Genomic DNA, 15,697 nt, shown 5'->3' with positions numbered 1-15,697 from the left:
CCTGATGGCTGAAAAAATTCGTTTCGTGCAGCTTCACGGTGCGACGCGCGCGAGGGGTGGCGCGCGTCGCGTCTGTCTCTTTAGGCCAGCACGGCCTTGGCGGTCTCGACGACGTGCTCGACGGTGAAGCCGAAGTACTTGAACAGCACGCCGGCCGGCGCCGATTCGCCGAACGTGTCGATCCCGACGACGCCGCCTTCGAGGCCGACGTACTTGTGCCAGAAGCTCGTCACGCCCGCTTCGATCGCGACGCGGCGCACGCCGTGCGGCAGCACGCGCTCACGGTATTCGGCGTCCTGGCGGTCGAACACGTTGGTCGACGGCATCGACACGACGCGTGCCGCGATGCCTTGCTGCGCGAGCGGCTCGACGGCCTTCATCGCGAGTTCGACTTCCGAGCCCGTCGCGATCAGGATGATCTTGCGCGCGACGATCTCTTCGTCCCAGTCCTTCAGCACGTAGCCGCCCTTCTCGATGTTCGCGATCTGCGCATCGGTACGCGGGTTGAACGCCAGGTTCTGGCGGCTGAAGATCAGGCTCGACGGACGGTCGGCGGCGACCGCGTGGGTCCAGGCGACGGCCGTTTCGACCGTGTCGGCCGGACGCCATACGTCGTGGTTCGGGATCAGGCGCAGGCTCGACACGTGCTCGATCGACTGGTGCGTCGGGCCGTCTTCGCCGAGGCCGATCGAGTCGTGCGTGAACACGAAGATCGACGGCACCTTCATCAGCGCGGCCACGCGCAGCGCGTTGCGGCTGTAGTCGGAGAACGTCAGGAACGTGCCGCCGAACGGCTTGTGGCCGCCGTGCAGCGCGAGGCCGTTGATCGCGGCGCTCATGCCGAATTCGCGCACGCCGTAGTTGATGTGGTTGCCCAGCTTGACGCCCGGGCCTTCCGGATTCGCACGGACGGCCTTCGATGCCTTCCAGTTGGTCAGGTTCGAGCCGGTCAGGTCGGCCGAGCCGCCGAGCAGTTCGGGCAGCGCGGCAGCCAGGCCTTCGATCGCCTGCTGCGACGCCTTGCGGGTCGCGACCGTCTCGCCGCGCTCGTTCGCGCCGGCGATGATCGCCGCAGCCTTTTCGGCCCAGTCGGCCGGCAGCTGGTTGGCCATCCGGCGCTCGAATTCGGCGGCTTCTGCCGGGAATTTCGCGCGATAGGCCGCGAACGTCGCGTCCCATTCGGACTCGGCGCGCTTGCCGGCTTCCTTCGCGTCCCATGCCGCATAGACTTCCTGCGGAATCACGAACGGCTCCCAGGTCCAGCCGAGTGCCGCGCGCGTCTTCGCGATTTCTTCCGCGCCGAGCGCCGCGCCGTGCACGTCGTGGCCGCCGGCCTTGGTCGCCGCGCCCTGGCCGATCACCGTCTTGCAGCAGATCAGCGTCGGCTTGTCCGACAGCTTCGCCTTCGCGATGGCTGCGTCGACCGCGTCGACGTCATGGCCGTTCACGTTCGGGATCACGTTCCAGCCGTAGGCTTCGAAACGCTTCGGGGTGTCGTCGTGGAACCAGTTCACGACGTCGCCGTCGATCGAGATGCCGTTGTCGTCGTACAGCGCGATCAGCTTGTTCAGCTTCAGCGTGCCGGCGAGCGAGCAGGCTTCGTGCGAGATGCCTTCCATCAGGCAGCCGTCGCCGAGGAACACGTACGTGTGGTGATCGACGATCTTCGCGCCGTCACGGTTGAACTCGTCGGCCATCAGCGCTTCGCCGAGCGCCATGCCGACCGCGTTCGCGAGACCCTGGCCGAGCGGGCCGGTGGTCGTCTCGACGCCCGGCGTGATGCCGTATTCCGGGTGGCCCGGCGTCTTCGAGTGCAGCTGGCGGAAGTTCTTCAGCTCTTCGATCGGCAGGTCGTAGCCGGTCAGGTGCAGCAGCGAGTACAGCAGCATCGAGCCATGGCCGTTCGACAGCACGAAGCGGTCGCGGTCTGCCCAGTGCGGGTTCGTCGGGTTGTGCTTCAGATGGCGCGACCAGAGCGCGACGCCGATTTCGGCCATGCCCATCGGCATGCCGGGGTGGCCGGAGTTCGCTTGCTGGACGGCGTCCATTGCGAGCGCACGGATCGCATTGGCCATCAGGGTGGTGGAGGCGGGAGACGAAGTCGTCATGTCGAGTCCGGAGAACGAGTCGAGGAAACGGGGGCACGGCGGCATCCGGAAGCTCGAGCGTCAATCGTTCCCGGCGCGCGGTGCGGCGCCTGACGGACGCGAAGCGGACGGAGCCTACGGACGGGGCTGCAAAGCTCGTCATTTTAACAGATGGGCTGACATTTCCCTTGTCGGCGAGTAGTGTTCCGGCACGGTTTTCCGTCAAACCGCCCGCCTCCTATAATTCAGACGTCGGAACTGCCAGCCCTGAGTGGCCCGCCCGTGAGCACGACTCTACTTTTCCACCCTACGCCCGACTCCGCCTACGGCTTCCCGAACGCCCGGCGGCTCGCGCACGTCGCGTCGCCGCACCAGCAGATCGAGGTCTGGGAAACCCCGCAGCTCGGCCGCCTGTTCACGCTGGACGGCCGACCGATGACGTCGGTCGGCGACGAGTACGTCTATCACGAGTGCATGACGCACCCGGCCGCGCTCGCGCATCCGTCGCCGCGCAAGGCGCTCGTGCTCGGCGGCGGCGACGGCGGTGCGGCGCGCCAGCTGCTCAAGCACGCGTGCATCGCGCGGATCGTGATCGCGGAACTCGACGACGAGGTGGTCGGGATGGCGCGCCGGTATCTCGACGACGTGCACCAGGGTGCGCTCGACGACCCGCGCGTCGAGGTCGTGATCGGCGACGCCGCGCATTTCGTCGAGTCGACCGTCGAGCATTTCGATCTCGTCGTGTTCGACCTCACGCCGCCCGATTCACCGGCGGCCGGCCTCTATACCCGCGCGTTCTATGCGCGGCTCAAGCGGATCCTGACGCCGTGCGGCGCGATCTCGATGCATCTCGGCTCGCCGGTGTTCCACGCGGCGCGCATCGCCGCGCTGCTCGACGACCTGCGCGCGAGCTTCGCGGTCGTCGATCCGCTGTCCGCGCACGTGCCGCTGTACGGCTCGCAGTGGCTGATGGCGATCGCGAGCGACACGCTCGACGCGGCCGCGCTGTTCGCACACGACATCGACGAACGGCTCGCGGCCCGCCGCGTCCAGGGCTTGCGCTACTACGACGCGCGGCTGCATGCGTCCCTCTTTGCCCTGCCGCGCGCGCTGCGCGATACACTGGGCGTTCGCCGCTGAACGTCCGCGCGGCCGCCTCGCTTCCGTTTTTCCATCGCGTCCCAGCAGGATTCGCGATGCATGGCACCGGGGCGGAACGTCCTGGACGCCGTGCCGCCCCCTGAACGAACGCCCGGGCATGGAATCAGAACACGTGCCCAAGCGCCCCCACAGGAGATTTTCATGACCGATCCACGTCCGGCCAACGTGCCTTGGTTGACACCCTACCTGGTCGTACGCAACGCGCGCGCGGCCATCGAGTTCTTCAAGGCCGCATTCGGCTTCACGGTACGCGACGTGCACGATGAAGACGGCGCGATCATGCACGTCGAGATGGCCTATCGCGGCCAGCTGATCGTGATGTTCGCGCCCGAAGGCGCGTTCGGCTCGCCCGCGCTCACGCCGAAAAGTGCGAACGCCACCGCGCCGCAATCGTTCTACCTGTATGTCGACGACGTCGACGCCACCTGGCAGCGCGCGCTCGACGCGGGCGCGAAGTCGCTGAGCGCGCCGCAGGATCAGTTCTGGGGCGACCGGTTCGCGCAGATCGAGGACCTCGACGGCTACCGATGGGCGCTCGGGCGCCGTCTCGACGCATGACCCCACCCGTTACACGCATGAACGAAGCCACCACCACCGCGGCCGTGCCGCGCTTTTTCGTCGACGCGGCCCTGCGCGCCGACGCCACGCTCGCGTTGCCGGCCGAGGTCGCGCGCCACGCACAGGTGCTGCGCCTGCAGCCCGGCGACGTGCTCGCGCTGTTCGACGGCACCGGCGGCCAGTACCGCGCGCGGCTCGTCGAGATCGACAAGCGCAGCGCGCTCGCGCAGATCGACACGTTCGAACCGGCCGAGGCCGAGCCACCCTATCGCGTGGCGCTCGCGCAAGGGATCGCCGGCGGCGACAAGATGGACTGGGTGATCGAGAAGGCCGTCGAGCTCGGCGTGACGGCGGTCGTGCCGCTGTCGACCGCGCGCGGCGTCGTGAAGCTCGCCGGCGAGCGCGCGGACAAGCGCGTCGCGCATTGGCGCGGCGTCGTGCGCGCGTCGTGCGAGCAATGCGGGCGCAACCGCGTGCCCGACGTCGCGCCGGTCGCCGGCTTCAACACCTGGCTCGATACGCTGCCGGCGGCACCGGTCGACGGCGAACTGCGGCTGCTGCTGTCGCCGCGCGCGAGCATCCCGTTCGCGTCGCTGCCCGACACGCCGCCCGCTGCAACCGTCACGCTGCTGATCGGGCCGGAAGGCGGGCTGTCGCCCGACGAGGAAAACGCGGCCCGCGCACGCGGGTTCACCGCGCTGTCGCTCGGGCCCCGCGTACTGCGTACCGAGACGGCCGGCGCGGCCGTGCTTGCGGCGCTTGCGGCGCGCTGGGGCGGGTGGTGATGAGCAGTCGTGTCTGCGCAAGACAGCGCGACACGCCTTGACCGCACGCCGCCCGGCCGCTGCGCGACAAGCGGCCGGCGTCGCCGCGGGAATGCGGCCCGTCGCGACGCGGCGGTCTATCGCAACTTACTTGTCGCTCGACGAGCCATGCGGCATCGCTTCTGACAACGCATCGAGCACCGGCGTCAGCACGTCTTGCGGGCTGCCGGTCGTCCAGCCGCCGTCGAGGCTGTAGACATCGATCTTGCCCGTCACGGGGTACGTAACCGGCGCTGCGTCCAGCACCTTCGCCATGCCGGAGAAGATCTTCTGAAACGCGACGATGCGTGCAGCGTCGTTCTTCAGCCGACGGCCGTCGCCAAGCTTTTCCGCCAACGCCTCTCCGCCGGGCCTTGCATCCGGGACGCGGCACGCAAACTCGACCGTCGCGATCGTCTCGCCCTCGCGAGCCGAGTTCGGTTGCTGCGACGACCCGGTTGCCTTGCACTCCGAGCGATTGAGCGCACGCAGATACGCAGCGACGGCCCCTTCGACGGATGGGCGCAGCGCAGCGCTCACCTTCGGCGGCATCGGCTCCAGCATCCCGTCGGCCATGTCCTTGCGCATCGAATCGCCCATCTTCGACAGAACGTCGACGTTGAGCGCGTCCTTGCCGCCGTAACTCGTGCGCACCGCATCGTTGAACTCGCGGGCTTTCGACACATCGCCGTTGACGAATGCGCCGATGTAAAGGTCGACGGTCTGCTCGGGCGTCAGCGGCGCCGCGTGCGCGGCGCCCGCCGCGACCAGCAGGGGCAGCACGACGGCGCGTGCGGAACGGGAAATATTCATGGGAAGACAGCCCTCTCTCGATGGTTTGTTTTGTACGCCCGATGCGGCGGCTGCCGCGGCCGGGCCGACCGAGATTGTCTCGAAAAAAGGTGCCGGATGAAAGGCCGATGTCAGCGGGCCACACGCCGTTTCGGCCCGCACGCATCGCGCAGGCGCAAAAAAGCCCGCTCGAAGCGGGCTTCCGAAGGATGATTCGCCGAATCGGCCGCTGGCCGATGTGCGCTTACGCGAACGAGTAGAACACGCGGAACGCGACCTTGCGCTCGGCCCAGAATTCGGCCGCCTCGCGGAACACGTCGAGCAGCGTCTCGCGCCCTTCCTTGTCGAACTTCTGCGCGATCGGCAGCCCTTCGAGGACGATCACGAAACCGGGCTGCGCGCCGGCCTTCGCGACGAGGTCGGTCAGGGAGTCGTACAGCGCGTCGTAGTTCTTCCCGAAATGCTTCGGGAACAGGAACGACGTCGCGATCGTTTCCATCACTTCCTGCTTCGACTGCGCGGCGCCGCAAAACGCATACAGGAAATGCTGGCCGAGCCGGCCGGCTTCGTCGGCAAGATCCTGCACGCGGAACGCGCGGATCGACTGCACGAGATTGGGTCGCACGGTCGTGAAAAGGCTCATAGGCTCCTCGTTCGATGAAAGCCCGGGCTCGGCTTCCTGTTGCTCCGGCGTGCTGCCAGCCTGCGCCGCCGCGTGCAGTTGAATCACGCGCTGAAACAGATTGCCGTCGCCGGCCGCGAACAGTTCCGCCGCCGCCGTTTCGTGCGCGTAGATGGAGTCGCTCATGCCATTCGTCCCGAAGTCATTCAACAATACGTTTAAAACTGTTGTAGTGGTCGCCCGTGTAATAACAGTTGTCGATCCGGCGCAATGGCCCGCCACAGACGATCCGGCGCGCCCCGCGATTGCGGGCACGCGGCGTCGGCACCGTGTATTCATGGTAGTAGCCGCGCTTCGCTTTTGGCAGGATCCGCTCGCGGTTGCCAAACACGACGCCGTCTTTCTCGTACGGATACGGACCGCCGGCGCCGATCAGGCCCAGCGTGGTCACGGCCTCGCGCGGAAGACGGGCGGTCGGAATCGTATCGAGCCCGCTCGCCGCCACGTCGGCCGGAACGGCCTCCCGTGCGTAAGCGGCGGAAACCAGACTGCCCGTCGGCGTGCCGACGATACCCATCGCGAACATCGCGAAGACGGACGCGAGCGCGCCGTTGCGGAGCCACTTGCGTGCCATGAACCAGGGTTCCCGCTGTTAAATCAAGTAGTTGACGACCAACAAAGGCGTTAGCGTAGCGTTATTGGCCGCGCGAATCAATGTCCGTTTGGGAATCGAAAGGCCAGTGATACCCGGAATGGCGCATTTTTTACCGAAATCACACTACATTTATCTTTCATGAGATAAAATACGGGCGGCATCTCTGGCATGGCAAGACTCTGCCTCCTTGCCACGCCGGCTACGCTGAGTGGAGAGAGATGCTGATGTTGCTTGAGGGAAGCGCGTTTGCGCCCTGCCCGCGGCGTGCCCATTGCGGGCACGCCTCTTTTTGCTTTTGTTTACAATTTCGCCCGACGCGCCACGCCGGTTCGACCGGCCTGGCGCGTTCGTTTTGGCTCAGCGCGTGGCGTTCACGTCGGCGACCAGCAGCGCCGCCATGTTGACGATGCGGCGAACGGTCGCCGATTCGGTCAGCACGTGCACCGGCTGCGCCGCGCCCAGCAGGATCGGCCCGATCGCGATGTTGTTGCCCGCGGCCGTCTTCAGCAGGTTGTACGCGATGTTCGCGGAGTCGATGTTCGGCAGGATCAGCAGGTTCGCTTCGCCTTCCAGCGTCGATTCCGGCAGGATTTCCTTGCGCAGCGCCGCGTCGAGCGCGACGTCGCCATGCATCTCGCCATCCACCTTCAGCTCGGGCGCACGTTCCTGCAGGATCGCGAGCGTATCGCGCATCTTCTTCGCAGAAGGGGCGTTGCTCGTGCCGAAATTCGAGTGTGACAGCAGCGCGACCTTCGGCTCGATGCCGAAGCGGCGCACTTCTTCCGCCGCCATGATCGTAATCTCGGCCAGTTCTTCCGGGGTCGGATCGACGTTCACGTGCGTGTCGACGAGGAAAATCTGGCGGCCCGGCAGCACGAGGCCGTTCATTGCCGCGTACACGCTGCAGCCCGGGCGCTTGCCGATCACCTGGTCGATGAAGTGCAGGTGGCGGTGCGTGGTGCTGATCGTGCCGCAGATCATCCCGTCCGCTTCGCCCTTCTTCACCAGCATCGAGCCGATCAGCGTCGTGCGGCGGCGCATCTCGACGCGCGCGAGCTGCTCGCTGATGCCCTTGCGCGCCATCATCTTGTAGTACGTCTGCCAGAAGTCGCGGTAGCGCTCGTCGTGCTCGGTGTTGACGACCGTGAAGTCGGTGCCCGGCGTCAGGCGCAGGCCGTAGCGCTGGATACGGTGCTCGATCACCGACGGGCGGCCGATCAGGATCGGCTTCGCGAGTTTTTCGTCGACGATGATCTGAACGGCGCGCAACACGCGCTCTTCTTCGCCTTCCGCGAACACGACGCGCTTCTTCTCTTCCGGCGCGGCGCGCGCGATCTGGAAGATCGGCTTCATCGTCGTGCCGCTGTGATACACGAACTGTTGCAGGTGCTGCTTGTACGCGTCCATGTCCTCGATCGGGCGTGTCGCGACGCCGCCGTCCATCGCGGCCTGCGCGACGGCCGGCGCGATCTTCACGATCAGGCGCGGATCGAACGGCTTCGGAATCAGGTATTCGGGCCCGAACGACAGGTCCTGGATGCCGTACGCGGTCGCGACGATGTCGCTCTGCTCGTGCTGCGCGAGCTCGGCGATCGCGTTGACGGCCGCGATCTCCATTTCACGCGTGATCGTCGTCGCGCCGACGTCGAGCGCGCCGCGGAAGATGAACGGAAAGCACAGGACGTTGTTGACCTGGTTCGGGTAATCGGTGCGGCCCGTGGCCAGCACGGCGTCCGGCCGCACTTCGAGTGCGAGTTCCGGCAGGATCTCCGGCGTCGGGTTCGCGAGCGCGAGGATCAGCGGGCGCTCGGCCATGCCCTTCACCATCTCCTGCTTCAGCACGCCGGCAGCCGACAGGCCGAGGAAGATGTCCGCGCCGTCGATCACTTCGGCCAGCGTCCGGGCTTCCGTTTCGCGGGCGAAACGCTCCTTGTCCGGATCCATCAGCTCGGTGCGGCCCTTGTAGACCACGCCCGCCAGGTCGGTCACGATGATGTTCTCGATCGGCAGGCCGATGTCGACCAGCAGGTCGAGACACGCGAGCGCGGCCGCACCCGCGCCGGACGCCACGAGCTTGACCTTCTTGATGTCCTTGTTGACGACCTTCAGCCCGTTCGTGACAGCCGCGGCCACCACGATCGCGGTGCCGTGCTGGTCGTCGTGGAACACCGGAATCTTCATCCGCTTGCGCGCTTCGCGCTCGACGATGAAGCAGTCCGGCGCCTTGATGTCTTCCAGGTTGATCCCGCCGAAGGTCGGCTCCAGCGCGGCGATCACGTCCACCAGCTTGTGCGGGTCCGACTCGTTCAGCTCGATGTCGAACACGTCGATGCCCGCGAACTTCTTGAACAGCACCGCCTTGCCTTCCATCACCGGCTTCGACGCGAGCGGGCCGATGTTGCCGAGACCGAGCACCGCCGTCCCGTTCGTGACGACGCCCACCAGGTTGCTGCGCGCGGTGAAGCGCGCCGCGTTGAGCGGATTCTCGACGATCTCCTCGCACGCGTACGCCACACCCGGCGAGTACGCGAGCGCGAGGTCGCGCTGGTTGATCATCTGCTTGGTCGGGGCGATCGCGATTTTCCCGGGGGTCGGGAATTCGTGATAGTCGAGCGCGGCTTCGCGGAGTTTGGCTTTGGAGGAGGCTTGGGTAGACATGTGTCTCTTGGCGGGCGGATTAGAATGACTCTTCGACGGCATTGTAGCGCCAATCATCGGCCGCCAGACCGGCGATTCGGGTGCAACAGCCGCGACAAAATTGTACTGAACGGTGCAGGAACGGCGCCGCTCGCCTCGTACAATGCCGTTCCTTCCATCGTTTCGGATCCATCCGCCGTGCCAGCCGCCCTCTCCGAGTTTTCGCTGATCGAACGCTTCTTCACGCGCCGCGCCGCGCAGGGCGCCCGTGCGTCGACGCTCGGCATCGGCGACGACTGCGCGTTGATCACGCCCCGATCCGGGAAATTGCTGGCCATTTCGACGGACATGCTGGTGGAAGGCCGCCACTTCTTCCCCGACGTCGCGCCCGACGCGCTCGGCCACAAGACGCTCGCGGTCAACCTGTCCGACCTCGCGGCGATGGGCGCCGAGCCGCGCGCGTTCACGCTCGCGTGCGCGCTGCCGCGGGCCGACGCCGCGTGGCTGGAAGCGTTCAGCAACGGGCTGTTCGCGCTCGCCGAGCGCTACCGCTGCGAGCTGATCGGCGGCGACACGACGAGCGGCCCGCTGAACCTGTGCGTGACCGTGTTCGGCGAAGTCGCGCCCGACGCGGTACTGCGGCGGGACGCCGCGCGCGACGGCGACGATGTCTGGGTATCCGGCACGCTCGGCGATGCGCGCGCCGGCCTCGGCGTCGCGCGCGGCGAATGGACGGCCGGCGCGAACGAAGCGGCGGCGTTCCGGCGCGCGCTCGAATACCCCGAACCGCGCATCGCGCTCGGCCTCGCGCTCGCGGGCGTCGCGCACGCGGCGCTCGATCTCTCGGACGGCCTCGCCGGCGACCTGCAGCACATCCTGGCCCGCTCGAACGTGCGCGCCGAGATCGATGCCGACGCGGTGCCGCGCTCGGCCGCGCTCGCGACGCTGCCGCCCGACGTGCAGCGCCGCTGCACACTGGCCGGCGGCGACGACTACGAACTGTGCTTCACCGCGCCGGCGGCAGCCCGCGCGGCGGTCGAAGCGGCCGGCGTAACGGCCGGCGTGGCGGTCACCCGAATCGGTACAATACGCGCGTTGTCCGCGCCGTCGGAGCAGCCCGCGATCGCGTGGCGCGACACCGCCGGCGCGCCTCTCGCTCTCACGTTGCACGGCTTCGACCACTTCCATGCAGACTGACCCGACGCCCGCGCACACCGCGGCCGAGCCCGGCGCCGCATCCGGCGGCAACGCGCCGCGGCGCGCGACCGCGCGTTTCATGCTGTCGCACCCGGCGCACATCGTGTCGCTCGGCTTCGGCAGCGGGCTCGCGCCGATCATGCCCGGCACGTTCGGCTCGCTGTTCGGCTGGCTGACGTTCGTCGTGCTCAACCGCTACCTGACGGTGCCCGAATGGTGGGCGCTGATCGCGGCCGGCTTCGTCGCCGGCACATGGCTCACCGGTTTCACCGCGACGAAGATGGGTTCGGCCGATCCGGGCGCCGTCGTCTGGGACGAGATCGTCGCGATCTGGCTCGTGATGCTGTTCGTCACGCCCGCGACCTTCGTCGGCCAGTTGTGGGCGTTCGTCGCGTTCCGCTTCTTCGACATGCTCAAGCCGCCGCCGATCCGCTATGTCGAGCGCCGCCTGAAAGGCGGGCTCGGCATCATGGTCGACGACCTGGTCGCCGCGTTCATGACGCTGCTCGTGATCGCCCTGTGGCGCTCCGTCGTCGGCTGACCGATTTTCCGACTCCCGTTCCCCGACGCGCATGCCAACCGATTCCGTCGTCCATCAGCTTGCGATCCGCGCAGGCAACAAGCTGCGTGACGAGCACCTGACGCTCGCCACCGCCGAATCCTGCACCGGCGGCATGATCGCCGCGGCGATCACCGACATCTCCGGCAGCAGCCAGTGGTTCGAGCGCGGTTTCGTCACGTACTCGAACCAGGCCAAGATCGAGATGATCGGCGTGCCGCCCGACCTGATCGACAAGCACGGCGCCGTCAGCGAGCCCGTCGCGCGCGCGATGGCCGAAGGCGCGCTGCGCAACAGCCGCGCGCAGGTCGCGCTGTCCGTCACCGGCATCGCGGGCCCCGCGGGCGGCAGCGAGAAGAAGCCGGTCGGCACGGTGTCGTTCGGCTGGAGCAACCGGCTGCATACCGACGTCGAGACGCTCGTGTTCAAGGGCGACCGCGAACAGATCCGCACGCAGGCGGCCGCGCATGCGCTGCGCGGGCTGCTGAAACTGCTCGACGAGCGCGAGGGCTGATCGCCGGGGGGCGCGCGCCGCGCCCCCGCCTGCCCGCTTACTGGATCGCGTCGGGCTTCACGACGATCCAGTTCTTGTCCGCCGTCACCGGCAGGCCGAGCGACTTCTGCCGCGCGGCCGATTCGTCCGACCACGCGCGGATCTGCGCCATCTGCTTGTCCTTCTTGTTCACCCACACGCGCACGCCGCCGCGCGCGACGTCGGTCGCGTTCAGCAGCATGTAGCCGTCGGACGTCGGCGTGTCGCCCGCGACGAGCACCGGCTTCTTCCACTGGTCGATCCAGCCGACGATCGAGCCGAGCTTGCCTTCGTACCACGTCATCGGGTTCATCAGGAACGGCGTGATCACCAGGCTGCGGTTCGCGGCCTCGTCGTACTTGCCGGCCTTGATCTGCAGCCGCGAGGTGGTCAGCGCGCCGGTCGCCGGGTTGCGCAGCAGCGTCGTCACGCCGATCACGTTCTGCGGCTTCACGTTGTAGCCGTACTTCGGGTCGGACAGCACGAGCCGCGCGAGCTCCTCATGGGCGGCCGTCATCACGTAGACCTCGATCCCGTTCTCGCGCAGCGCGTTGTACAGCTCCTGCATCCCGCGGAAGAAACGCGGCGGGTTCACCGTGCCGTCGACCACCTTGTCGCCCTGCCAGTAGCGGATCGGGATCGGCTTGCCGTCGGCGAGCATCGCGTCGACGTGGCGCTTCAGGTCGGCCAGCGACAGCCCGGCGAACGCCTGCGCGATCCACGGGTAGCAGACCAGGTCGTCGATCTCGCACAGCCGGTAGTAATAGCTCGTCAGCGATTCCCGGTAGTCGGCGGAATCCTTGAACGGGATCAGCTTCAGCGACGGGTCGAGCGTGTCGCGCGTCAGCACGCCGCGGTTCTCGAGGTACGGCAGCAGCGACTCCTCGAGGTCGTAGCGGTAGGTCGTGTTGTCGGCGTCGAACACCGCGTAGTCGCCGCGGTGCGCGTGCGCGGCGATCATCGCGTTCAGCGCCTTCGCGCTATCGGCCGGCCAGTGCGAGAGATCCGCCGCATGGGCGAAGCTCATGCACAACGACGCGGCTAGCGCGCTCAGAAGACGTCGGGACAACTTGGGCATGGCGTCGCTCCTTTCTTGACATTTTCGTGACGGATCGATGACAAGCGGGAGCATCGCGCGATTGGCGCACGGGGATGCGGTGCGGAAGCGACGGGAAGTTGTCCGCGTGCGCCAGCGCGGGCCGGGCGGGCGGAGGAGCGGAAAAACGGGAGGAAAGCGCCGGGCTCGCGCGCGGGAGCCCGGCGGAACCGGCTGCCCGGACGGGCAACCGGTGCAACCGATCAACGATGCGCGTTGATCGTGTCGCGCGTCTTCTGCGCGGCGAGCGCCGCGGCTTCGGCGAAATCCTCGCCCTTGCTCGCGTACAGGATCGCGCGCGACGAGTTGATCATCATGCCGGTGCCGTCGGCCGTGCGGCCCGCGTTGACGGTCGCCTGCACGTCGCCGCCCTGCGCGCCGATGCCGGGAATCAGCAGCGGCATGTCGCCGACGATCCCGCGCACGATCTCGATTTCCTTCGGGAACGTCGCGCCGACCACGAGGCCGAGCTGGCCGTTCTTCGCGTTCCACTTGTTCGCCGCGAGATCGGCGACGACCTGGTACAGCGGCCGGCCGTTGGTGTCGAGGAACTGCAGGTCGGAGCCGCCCGGGTTCGACGTGCGGCACAGCACGATCACGCCCTTGCCTTCGTGCTCGAAGTACGGCTCGACCGAGTCGTAGCCCATGTAAGGGTTCACCGTGACGGCGTCCGCGCGATAGCGCTCGAACGCTTCGCGCGCGTACTGCTCGGCCGTGCTGCCGATGTCGCCGCGCTTCGCGTCGAGGATCACCGGCAGGCCCGGATGCTGGAGGTGGATGTGCGCGATCAGCCGCTCGAGCTGGTCTTCCGCGCGATGCGCGGCGAAGTAGGCGATCTGCGGCTTGAACGCGCTCGCGTATTGCGCGGTTGCGTCGACGATCTGCCGGCAGAATTCGAAGATCGCATCGGGCTGGCCGTCGAACTGCACGGGAAAGCGCGACGGCTCGGGATCGAGGCCGACGCACAGCAGCGAATTGGTGCGCTGCCACGCGGCGCGCAGCGATTCGATGAAAGTAAGCGGGGAAGACATGGCGGGTACTCGCGGCAAACCGTTGGTAGACCGCGTATTTTACCCGCGTCGCCGGCGCGCCTCGCGCGAAGCCGCATTGCCGCGCGCATCGGCGCGCTCGACGGTGAACGCGAAACGCCGCGTGAGCCGCTCGCCGGGCGCGAGCAGCGTCATCCCGTGCGCGGTCGCGCCGCCCGGCAAGTTCACCGCGTTGATCGGATGATCGACCGGCTCGAAGCAGAAGAAATCCTCGCCGGGCGGCGTATAGAGCACGTACGCGTCGGCGTCGGCCGCCACCGTCAGCGACAGCCCGCGGCGCGGCCAGCTCACCGTCGCGTGGCCGCCCCAGCCGGTGAACGCATGATTGACGAGCGCGGCCGGCAGCGGATACGCGACGCCGAACTGCCAGGCCGGCGGCACGCTCACGTGCCGCACCGGCAGGAAATCCGCGCCCGACAGCCACAGCCCGCCGGCAGCCGCGGCCAGTTCGGTCGCGGTATCGCGCACGAGGAACGGATGCACGCCGAGCCCGAACGGCAGCCGCGCACGCCCTGCGTTCTCGATCGTCAGCGCGATCGACAGCGTCGCGTCGTCGAGCTCGAACGACTGGATCGCGCGGAACGCATACGGCGCGCCGGCGGTGCGATCGAGCGACAGTTGCAGCGACGTGCCGGTCGCATCGTCCACCTGCCACCGCGCGAGCCAGCCGTCGCCGTGGATCGGCAGCGGCTCGTCACGGCGATTGCGCGGCACCGCGACCTTGCGCCCGTCGCACTCGAAGCGCCCGTCGCCGATCCGGTTCGAGTAAGGCAGCAGCGGATAGCACGCGAGCTCGTTCGGGTCCGTCGCCGTCTCCGGGTGCTCGCAGCGGCGGAACACCGGCATCAGCGCGCCGTTGTCGCCACGCCAGTCGAAGCGCGCGATGCCGCCGCCGAGATGCGGCAGCACGTCGAGCCGCAGCAACGCATTCGACAGCGTGACGGCCGCCGCATGCGCGGCGCCGACGCCCTGCGCGAAGGCTGCTGTCTGCGGGCCGGGGCTGACCGGCTGCGCGGCGGCGGCCAGGCGCGCGCGGCGCGACTGGCTGGTGGACGACGATGCGCTCGAGGACGTGGCGGTCATGATGAACTCCTTTCCTTCGTCGAAGAATCGATGCGGGTCGTGCGGACGGTCAGGCCCAGCCGCCGTCGACGATCACGTCCTGCGCGGTGATCATCCGGCTGTCGTCGGCCGCGAGAAACAGCGCCATCCGCGCGAGATCGGCGGGCAGCAGTTCGGCATCGAGGCACTGGCCGGCCTTGATCGCCGCGCGGCCCGCGTCGTCGAGCCACAGCCGGCGCTGCTTGTCGGTCATCACCCAGCCGGGCACCAGCGAATTCACGCGGATGCCGAACGGGCCGAGGTCGCGCGCGAGGCCGCGCGTCAGCCCCTGCACGGCCGCCTTCGCCATCACGTAGACGGGATAGCCGCCATTCTTCAGCATCCAGCTGATCGAGCCGAGATTGATGATCGCGCCGCCACGCTGCTGCTTCATGTCGTCGATCACCGCCTGCGCGGCGAAGAACTGGTGACGCAGGTTCACCGCGATGCCCGCGTCGAACGATTCGGGCGTCACGTCGCCGATCGCGTGGCGCGTGTCGTTCGCCGCGTTGTTCACGAGCACCGCGATCGCGCCGATGCGCGCGCGGATCGCGTCGATCGCATGGCGCAGCGCGTCGATGTCGGTCAGGTCGCACTGGAGGAACAGCGGCGCATGGCGTACGTGCGCGAGGCGTTCCGCGAGCGCGGCACCGGCCGCCGCGTCGAGGTCGACGAACGCGACGCGCGCGCCCTGCTCGGCGAAGTGCTCGACGAACGCCGCGCCGATACCGGTCGCGCCGCCCGTGATCAGCACCGCGCGATCCTCGAGGCTCGGGTAGCGTGCATAGCGCGCGTGGCTCGCGGTGTGCGGGTCGTGCGCGGAAGTGTCGATGGTCATGCGGTTCGTC

The 15,697-nt window shown here is 67.9% G+C and carries 15 protein-coding genes; 6 read left to right on the top strand and 9 right to left on the bottom strand.

Annotation, left to right across the window (positions count from 1 at the left end):
• Positions 1-80 precede the first annotated feature (80 nt).
• The gene (tkt, locus tag CFB39_RS03045) at positions 81-2,153 is read right to left on the bottom strand and encodes a transketolase (RefSeq protein WP_089424470.1); all 2,073 of its coding nucleotides are present in this window, start codon (positions 2,151-2,153) and stop codon (positions 81-83) included.
• 216 nt (positions 2,154-2,369) lie between these two features.
• Here tkt and speE point away from each other — a divergent pair, with 216 nt between their 5' ends.
• From speE to CFB39_RS03030, 3 genes are all read left to right on the top strand, one after another.
• Complete coding sequence (speE, locus tag CFB39_RS03040) at positions 2,370-3,227, top strand: polyamine aminopropyltransferase (RefSeq protein ID WP_089439211.1); 858 nt, start codon at positions 2,370-2,372, stop codon at positions 3,225-3,227.
• Between the two features lie 162 nt (positions 3,228-3,389).
• Positions 3,390-3,806: a glyoxalase/bleomycin resistance/extradiol dioxygenase family protein gene (locus tag CFB39_RS03035; protein ID WP_089472134.1), complete on the top strand. Its 417-nt coding sequence runs from the start codon at positions 3,390-3,392 to the stop codon at positions 3,804-3,806.
• A gap of 17 nt (positions 3,807-3,823) precedes the next feature.
• The gene (locus tag CFB39_RS03030) at positions 3,824-4,591 is read left to right on the top strand and encodes a 16S rRNA (uracil(1498)-N(3))-methyltransferase (RefSeq protein ID WP_089472133.1); all 768 of its coding nucleotides are present in this window, start codon (positions 3,824-3,826) and stop codon (positions 4,589-4,591) included.
• 126 nt (positions 4,592-4,717) lie between these two features.
• Here the strand turns inward: CFB39_RS03030 and CFB39_RS03025 are convergent, their stop codons facing one another.
• The 4 genes from CFB39_RS03025 to CFB39_RS03010 all read right to left on the bottom strand — a co-directional run bounded on the left by CFB39_RS03025 (position 4,718) and on the right by CFB39_RS03010 (position 9,378).
• Positions 4,718-5,422: a hypothetical protein gene (locus CFB39_RS03025; protein WP_089472132.1), complete on the bottom strand. Its 705-nt coding sequence runs from the start codon at positions 5,420-5,422 to the stop codon at positions 4,718-4,720.
• A 223-nt stretch (positions 5,423-5,645) separates the two neighbouring features.
• Positions 5,646-6,209 carry a barstar family protein gene (locus CFB39_RS03020; RefSeq protein ID WP_089424464.1) on the bottom strand — a complete coding sequence of 188 codons (564 nt, stop codon included), beginning with the start codon at positions 6,207-6,209 and terminating at the stop codon, positions 5,646-5,648.
• Between the two features lie 16 nt (positions 6,210-6,225).
• Complete coding sequence (locus CFB39_RS03015) at positions 6,226-6,657, bottom strand: ribonuclease domain-containing protein (protein WP_031398890.1); 432 nt, start codon at positions 6,655-6,657, stop codon at positions 6,226-6,228.
• Between the two features lie 378 nt (positions 6,658-7,035).
• Positions 7,036-9,378 (bottom strand): NADP-dependent malic enzyme, encoded by a 2,343-nt coding sequence (locus tag CFB39_RS03010; protein WP_279608693.1) that lies wholly within the window; start codon positions 9,376-9,378, stop codon positions 7,036-7,038.
• Positions 9,379-9,513: 135 nt separating this feature from the next.
• Between CFB39_RS03010 and thiL the strand changes: the two genes are divergently transcribed.
• Genes thiL through CFB39_RS02995 form a run of 3 tightly spaced genes read left to right on the top strand, consistent with a single transcriptional unit; the run spans position 9,514 to position 11,585 of the window.
• A complete protein-coding gene (gene thiL, locus CFB39_RS03005; protein ID WP_089472130.1) occupies positions 9,514-10,512 on the top strand; it encodes a thiamine-phosphate kinase in 999 nt (332 codons plus the stop codon).
• Positions 10,502-11,053, top strand: a complete 552-nt coding sequence (locus CFB39_RS03000; RefSeq protein ID WP_089430589.1) for a phosphatidylglycerophosphatase A — start codon at positions 10,502-10,504, stop codon at positions 11,051-11,053. Before thiL ends, CFB39_RS03000 begins: the two co-directional genes overlap by 11 nt.
• A gap of 31 nt (positions 11,054-11,084) precedes the next feature.
• Positions 11,085-11,585 carry a CinA family protein gene (locus CFB39_RS02995; protein WP_034186407.1) on the top strand — a complete coding sequence of 167 codons (501 nt, stop codon included), beginning with the start codon at positions 11,085-11,087 and terminating at the stop codon, positions 11,583-11,585.
• Between the two features lie 37 nt (positions 11,586-11,622).
• On the opposite strand, the gene CFB39_RS02990 is transcribed toward CFB39_RS02995, so the two are convergent.
• From CFB39_RS02990 to CFB39_RS02975, 4 genes are all read right to left on the bottom strand, one after another.
• Positions 11,623-12,681, bottom strand: coding sequence for a phosphorylcholine phosphatase (locus CFB39_RS02990; RefSeq protein ID WP_089424460.1), 1,059 nt, complete (start codon positions 12,679-12,681; stop codon positions 11,623-11,625).
• A gap of 221 nt (positions 12,682-12,902) precedes the next feature.
• Positions 12,903-13,730, bottom strand: a complete 828-nt coding sequence (pyrF, locus tag CFB39_RS02985; protein ID WP_011350899.1) for an orotidine-5'-phosphate decarboxylase — start codon at positions 13,728-13,730, stop codon at positions 12,903-12,905.
• 39 nt (positions 13,731-13,769) lie between these two features.
• Positions 13,770-14,831: an aldose 1-epimerase gene (locus tag CFB39_RS02980; RefSeq protein WP_089424459.1), complete on the bottom strand. Its 1,062-nt coding sequence runs from the start codon at positions 14,829-14,831 to the stop codon at positions 13,770-13,772.
• Positions 14,832-14,880: 49 nt separating this feature from the next.
• On the bottom strand, positions 14,881-15,687 hold the full coding sequence (locus tag CFB39_RS02975; protein ID WP_089472129.1) for an SDR family NAD(P)-dependent oxidoreductase: 807 nt from the start codon (positions 15,685-15,687) through the stop codon (positions 14,881-14,883).
• Positions 15,688-15,697: the final 10 nt, after the last annotated feature.

Origin of the sequence: Burkholderia sp. AU6039 (assembly GCF_002223365.1) — a bacterium.
GTDB lineage: Bacteria > Pseudomonadota > Gammaproteobacteria > Burkholderiales > Burkholderiaceae > Burkholderia.
The sequence above is the reverse complement of the archived record's forward strand: the minus strand, read 5'-3'. Positions and strand labels throughout refer to the sequence as shown.

Bases quoted from the DNA above. Each gene is read 5' to 3' on its own strand.
- CFB39_RS02990 (WP_089424460.1), bottom strand. From the start codon at position 12,681: ATGCCCAAGTTGTCCCGACGTCTTCTGAGCGCGCTAGCCGCGTCGTTG.
- CFB39_RS03030 (WP_089472133.1), top strand. From the start codon at position 3,824: ATGAACGAAGCCACCACCACCGCGGCCGTGCCGCGCTTTTTCGTCGAC.
- CFB39_RS03025 (WP_089472132.1), bottom strand. From the start codon at position 5,422: ATGAATATTTCCCGTTCCGCACGCGCCGTCGTGCTGCCCCTGCTGGTC.
- CFB39_RS02995 (WP_034186407.1), top strand. From the start codon at position 11,085: ATGCCAACCGATTCCGTCGTCCATCAGCTTGCGATCCGCGCAGGCAAC.
- CFB39_RS03000 (WP_089430589.1), top strand. From the start codon at position 10,502: ATGCAGACTGACCCGACGCCCGCGCACACCGCGGCCGAGCCCGGCGCC.
- CFB39_RS02975 (WP_089472129.1), bottom strand. From the start codon at position 15,687: ATGACCATCGACACTTCCGCGCACGACCCGCACACCGCGAGCCACGCG.
- CFB39_RS02980 (WP_089424459.1), bottom strand. From the start codon at position 14,831: ATGACCGCCACGTCCTCGAGCGCATCGTCGTCCACCAGCCAGTCGCGC.
- CFB39_RS03015 (WP_031398890.1), bottom strand. From the start codon at position 6,657: ATGGCACGCAAGTGGCTCCGCAACGGCGCGCTCGCGTCCGTCTTCGCG.
- CFB39_RS03010 (WP_279608693.1), bottom strand. From the start codon at position 9,378: ATGCCGTCGAAGAGTCATTCTAATCCGCCCGCCAAGAGACACATGTCT.
- CFB39_RS03035 (WP_089472134.1), top strand. From the start codon at position 3,390: ATGACCGATCCACGTCCGGCCAACGTGCCTTGGTTGACACCCTACCTG.
- CFB39_RS03020 (WP_089424464.1), bottom strand. From the start codon at position 6,209: ATGAGCGACTCCATCTACGCGCACGAAACGGCGGCGGCGGAACTGTTC.
- pyrF (WP_011350899.1), bottom strand. From the start codon at position 13,730: ATGTCTTCCCCGCTTACTTTCATCGAATCGCTGCGCGCCGCGTGGCAG.
- tkt (WP_089424470.1), bottom strand. From the start codon at position 2,153: ATGCCGCCGTGCCCCCGTTTCCTCGACTCGTTCTCCGGACTCGACATG.